Below are 4,464 nucleotides of genomic sequence, written 5' to 3'. Positions count from 1 at the left end.
CCCCCCCGCCGTCAGCGCGGTGAGCCTCGGCGGCTCCCGGGCCCAGGGCTCCCACCGGCCCGACAGCGACTGGGACCTGGCGGTCTACTACCGGGGCGCCTTCGATCCCCAGACCCTGCGCGACGTCGGCTGGGAGGGAGAGGTGTCCGAGATCGGCGGCTGGGGCGGCGGCGTGTTCAACGGCGGTGCCCGACTGCGGATCGACGGGCGCCGTGTGGACGTGCACTACCGGGACCTGGCCGACGTGGAGTACCGGCTGGCCGAGGCGCGGCGGGGGCGGTTCGGGATCGAGCCCCTCGTGTTCCACCTCGCCGGGATACCGACGTACCTGGTCGTCGCCGAACTCGCCCTCGGCCGGGTCCTGGTCGGCGACCTGCCCCGCCCCGACTACCCTGAGGCGTTGCGGGCGAGCGCGCCCCCGGTGTGGCGGGGCCTGGCAGCCGCGACGCTCGCCCACGCCGAGCGCGACCACGCTCCGTACGGCCGGGTGGCCCAGTGCGCCGGTCTGGTCGCCCAAGCGGCGTCGCAGGCCGCGCACGCCGTCCTCGCCGCCCGGGGCGAGTGGGTCACCAACGACAAGACCCTCCTGTCCCGGGCCGGGCTGGAGGAGGTCGACCTCGTCGTCGCGGGGATGACCGCCGACCCCCAGGACCTGGCGGCGGCGGTGGCCGAGGTCGGCCGGATCATCGCCACCGCCTGACACCCGAACGCCTCCGCCTCCCCTCCCGGAGGCGGCGACGCGGTTTATCCGCGGGGCGTCTCTGGAATGAAGCGAATATGAGGGTATCTCGGTTCAATTCATGAACCTGGAGGTCGCCATGATGCTCATGCGTACAGACCCGTTCCAGGAGTTCGATCGGATCACCCAGCGGCTCCTCGGTGACGCGATCCACCCGGTCGTCATGCCGATCGACGCCTACCGCGAAGGCGACGAGTTCGTCGTGCACTTCGACCTGCCCGGGGTCCGGGCCGACTCCATCGACCTGGAGATCGAGCGGAACGTTCTCACCTGCAAGGCGGAGCGTCGGTTGACGGTTCCCGAGGGGAGCGACGCGGTCGTGGCCGAGCGGCCCTCGGGGAAGTTCTCCCGGCAGCTCTACCTCGGCGAGGAGTTGGACACCGACCACCTGTCCGCCGAGTACGCCGACGGCGTACTCACGGTGACCATCCCCGTGGCCGAGAGGGCCAAGCCGCGCCGGATCAGCATCACCGGCGGAGGGAGCCGGAAGCGGGAGATCAAGGGCTGAGCGCTGTGCCCGACCGGGGCCGGACCCGACCGGGTTCGGCCCCCTCACGTGACGGAGCGCCGGGCTAAGCCTTGCCGGAGACCCGCTGGACCACCTCGAAGCCCCACAGCTCACTTCCGGTCGCGGCCGGCTTGGCCGCTCCCTCACCGCCGTGACCGTGACCGTGGCCGGTCCGCCCGGACTCCCGGGCGGCCTGGGCGTGCCCGTGCTTGAAGTCCTGGCTGTTCACCCAGCTCTGGAAGTCCTCCTCGGAGCGCCACCGGGTGTAGACCAGGTACCGGTCGGTGCCCTCGACGGGGCGGAGCAGTTGGAACTCCTCGAACCCCGGCTGGTTCTCCACCAGCCCCGCCCGTTTGGCGAAACGCTCCTCCAGAGTGGCCCCCGCGCCCTCGGGGACGGTCAGGACGTTGAACTTGACGACGCTCATGCGCATCCTCCACGTTGTTCGGTACGGCCCCAAACCTAGGCCAGTTCCCCGGCGGGCGCTCTCGCACCCCAGGCGGATCAGCCGAAGACGACGTCGCCGTTCTCGTCGATCCGCCACCCCGGATTGTGCGCGATCTCCCACACCACGCCGTTCGGATCCTGCACGTGGGCGTGGAAGATCCCGCCGAACTCACCCGGCTGCGGGCGCTTGAGCACCGACCCGCCCGCCGCCATCATCAGCGCGACGGTCTCCTCGACCTCCTCGGGGCTGTCGACGTTGTGCGCCAGCGTCACCCCGGACGCGCCGGTCGTCCCGGTGACGCCCGCCGCTCCGCCGAGGTCGCGGTCGAACTTCTCGGCGTCGAACAGCCCCAGGACCACGCCCGGTGCGATCTGGAAGAAGATGATCTCGCCGGGCACGTCCAGGAGCCGCTGCCAGCCGAGCCCCTCGCAGTAGAAGGACCGGGCGGCGTCGAGGTCGGCGGTGGCGAGAGTGATGAAGTGGACCTGCTGCTTCACGGTGGACTCCCTGGGTCGGTGCGGGCCGCCCACCACATCCTGCCGGAGGCCGCCGCCACCGCCGCGCACTCCGCGGCCGTGTCACAGTCCGTGCTTGCGTGAGACCATCCGCAGCACCACCGAACGTGGGAACAACCTGCGCAGGGCGAACACCACCGGGGCGTTGCTGCCCACCGCGTACAGCGGGCGCGGACGGTCCGCCTCGATCGCGCGCACGATGGTCCGGGCGACCGTGTCCGCCGAGATCCCCCGCGCCTCGTTGGCGTTGAGGGCGCTCAGCATCGTCCGGTACTCATCGGCGAACGGCGAGGCCGCACCCACGTACTGCGTCCGCCGCTCGCTGATGCCCGTGTTGATCGACCCCGGCTCCACCGTCGTCACACCGATCCCGTACGGCGACACCTCGCGGCGCAGCGCGTCGGCGAACCCCTTGAGCGCCGCCTTGGTCGCCACGTACGACGACCGGAAGGCCAGTGGGAAGCTCGCCAACATCGACCCCACCATCACCACACGCCCGTTCCGCCGCTCCCGCATCCCGGGCAGCACGAGCTGGGTCAGACGCACCGCCCCGAACACATTGGTCCGAAACACCCGCTCCAGGGCCTCCATCGGCAACTCCTCCAGCGGGCCGCTCTGACTCTCTCCGGCATTGTTGACCAGCACGTCCACCGGACCCGCGGCGGCCGCACACGCCTCGATCGACGCGTCGTCGGTCAGGTCCAGCGCCAGGTACTCGACACCGGGGACCGGGGCGGTGACCGCTTCGGGTGTGCGGCTGGTGCCGTACACGCGGTATCCGCGCCGGGCCAGGGCGGCGGCGACGGCCGCGCCGATCCCGGACGACGCGCCCGTCACGAGCGCGGTTCTGGAGGGGGTGGTGGCCATGGGGAGTCTCCTCGAGGAGCGGTCGGGTGCGGACAGCCTCCATTCCTACCGTTCAGTAGGTGGTCCGCGGCACCCCGGAGGCCCGTTTCCCGACCGCCCACGCGGGCAGTGCAACACCACGGACCTTCGTGACCGAGAGGAGCCGAACCATGACCGCAGGTGCGAGTGTGCTCGTCGTCGGCGCGGGCGTCGCCGGGCTCAACGTCGCCCACCAGCTGCGCCGACGGGGGGTCGACGTCGCGGTCGTGGAGTCCCGCCACCCCGGCGCGGGCGCCTCCCACGGCAACGCGGGCTGGGTCAACCCGGCCCAGGCCGGGCCCGTCCCCGACCCCGTCCTGCTCGGGGACGCGCTCCGCGCCTTCCGCGACCCCGACGCCCCGCTGCGGATCGCACCCGACGCCCTACCCCTCCTCTCCCCCTGGTTCCTGCGGTTCCTGCGCAACTGCACCCCCGCTCGTCACGCCCGCGGCGCCCGCGCGCTCGCCGCGCTGGGCGGCCGTACCTTCCCCCTCCTGGATCAGCTCGCCGAGGACGGGGTCGAGTTCACCCGCACCCGGACCGACTTCCTCGCGGTCGCCCAGGACCCGGACGCGGTCCAGGCCTACCTCGGCTCCCTCGAACCCCTGCGCGAGGCGGGCTTCGACCTGCCCACCACGGCCCTGGACGGGGACGAGCTGCGCGACGTCGAACCGGCCCTGTCCGACCGCGTGCGCGCGGGGGCGCTCCTGCGCCACCACGTCCAGACCGAGCCGGCCAGTCTCGTCGCCGGGCTGACCGCGCATCTGCGCGCGGGCGGCGTCCCGGTCGAGGAGGGGGTGGCCGTGACCGACGTCAGGACGCGCGGCGGGGTGGTCGACGCGGTGCGGACGACGGCGGGGGAACGCGGGGTCGGCGCGCTGGTGATCGCGACCGGCGCCAAGGCCGCCGCGCTCACCACCCGGCTGGGGCGGCGCGTCCCGGTCGTCGGCGGCCGGGGGTACAGCTTCGACGTGTCCGTCGAGCGGCTCCCCCGGGCGTCCACCCTGCTGCTCGACGCGCACGTGGCGTGCGCGCCCATGGGCGGGCGGCTGCGCGTGTCGGGCGGCATGGATTTCGGCCACGGCCCCACCCGGCCCGATCCCGTCCGGATCGACGCCATCACGCGCGGAGCGGCGCCGATGATCGTCGGCGCGGACTGGACGGACCGGCGGCACGCCTGGGCGGGGGAGCGGCCCCTCACCCCCGACGGCCTGCCCGTCGTCGACCGCCTCCCCGGATACGCCAACGCCTACGTGGCCACCGGGTACTCCATGCTCGGGCTGACCCTGTCCGCACCGGCGGCCGAGGCGCTGGCCTCCTTCCTGGTCGAGGGGGTCCGCCCCGCTGTCCTGGAGCCCTTCCGCGCCGA

At 73.0% G+C, this 4,464-nt stretch carries 6 protein-coding genes; 3 read left to right on the top strand and 3 right to left on the bottom strand.

What is annotated here, in order from left to right:
- Positions 1-700, top strand: a 700-nt coding sequence (locus D471_RS0115095) for a nucleotidyltransferase domain-containing protein (RefSeq protein WP_017599388.1), incomplete at its 5' end; no start/stop codon positions are given.
- 100 nt (positions 701-800) lie between these two features.
- Entirely contained in the window at positions 801-1,247 is a 447-nt protein-coding gene (locus D471_RS0115090; protein ID WP_017599387.1) for an Hsp20/alpha crystallin family protein, read from the top strand.
- 64 nt (positions 1,248-1,311) lie between these two features.
- Here D471_RS0115090 and D471_RS0115085 read toward each other — a convergent pair whose 3' ends face one another.
- The 3 genes from D471_RS0115085 to D471_RS0115075 form a co-directional block, all read right to left on the bottom strand.
- Entirely contained in the window at positions 1,312-1,674 is a 363-nt protein-coding gene (locus D471_RS0115085) for an antibiotic biosynthesis monooxygenase family protein (protein ID WP_017599386.1), read from the bottom strand.
- A gap of 77 nt (positions 1,675-1,751) precedes the next feature.
- Complete coding sequence (locus D471_RS0115080) at positions 1,752-2,192, bottom strand: VOC family protein (protein ID WP_017599385.1); 441 nt, start codon at positions 2,190-2,192, stop codon at positions 1,752-1,754.
- A gap of 81 nt (positions 2,193-2,273) precedes the next feature.
- Entirely contained in the window at positions 2,274-3,077 is an 804-nt protein-coding gene (locus D471_RS0115075) for an SDR family oxidoreductase (RefSeq protein WP_017599384.1), read from the bottom strand.
- A gap of 149 nt (positions 3,078-3,226) precedes the next feature.
- Between D471_RS0115075 and D471_RS0115070 the strand changes: the two genes are divergently transcribed.
- The coding region (locus D471_RS0115070) for an NAD(P)/FAD-dependent oxidoreductase (RefSeq protein ID WP_040689780.1) at positions 3,227-4,464 on the top strand (1,238 nt) is incomplete at its 3' end.

The organism is Nocardiopsis lucentensis DSM 44048 (assembly GCF_000341125.1).
Lineage (GTDB): Bacteria > Actinomycetota > Actinomycetes > Streptosporangiales > Streptosporangiaceae > Nocardiopsis > Nocardiopsis lucentensis.
This window is presented reverse-complemented; position numbering and strand designations above follow the sequence as displayed.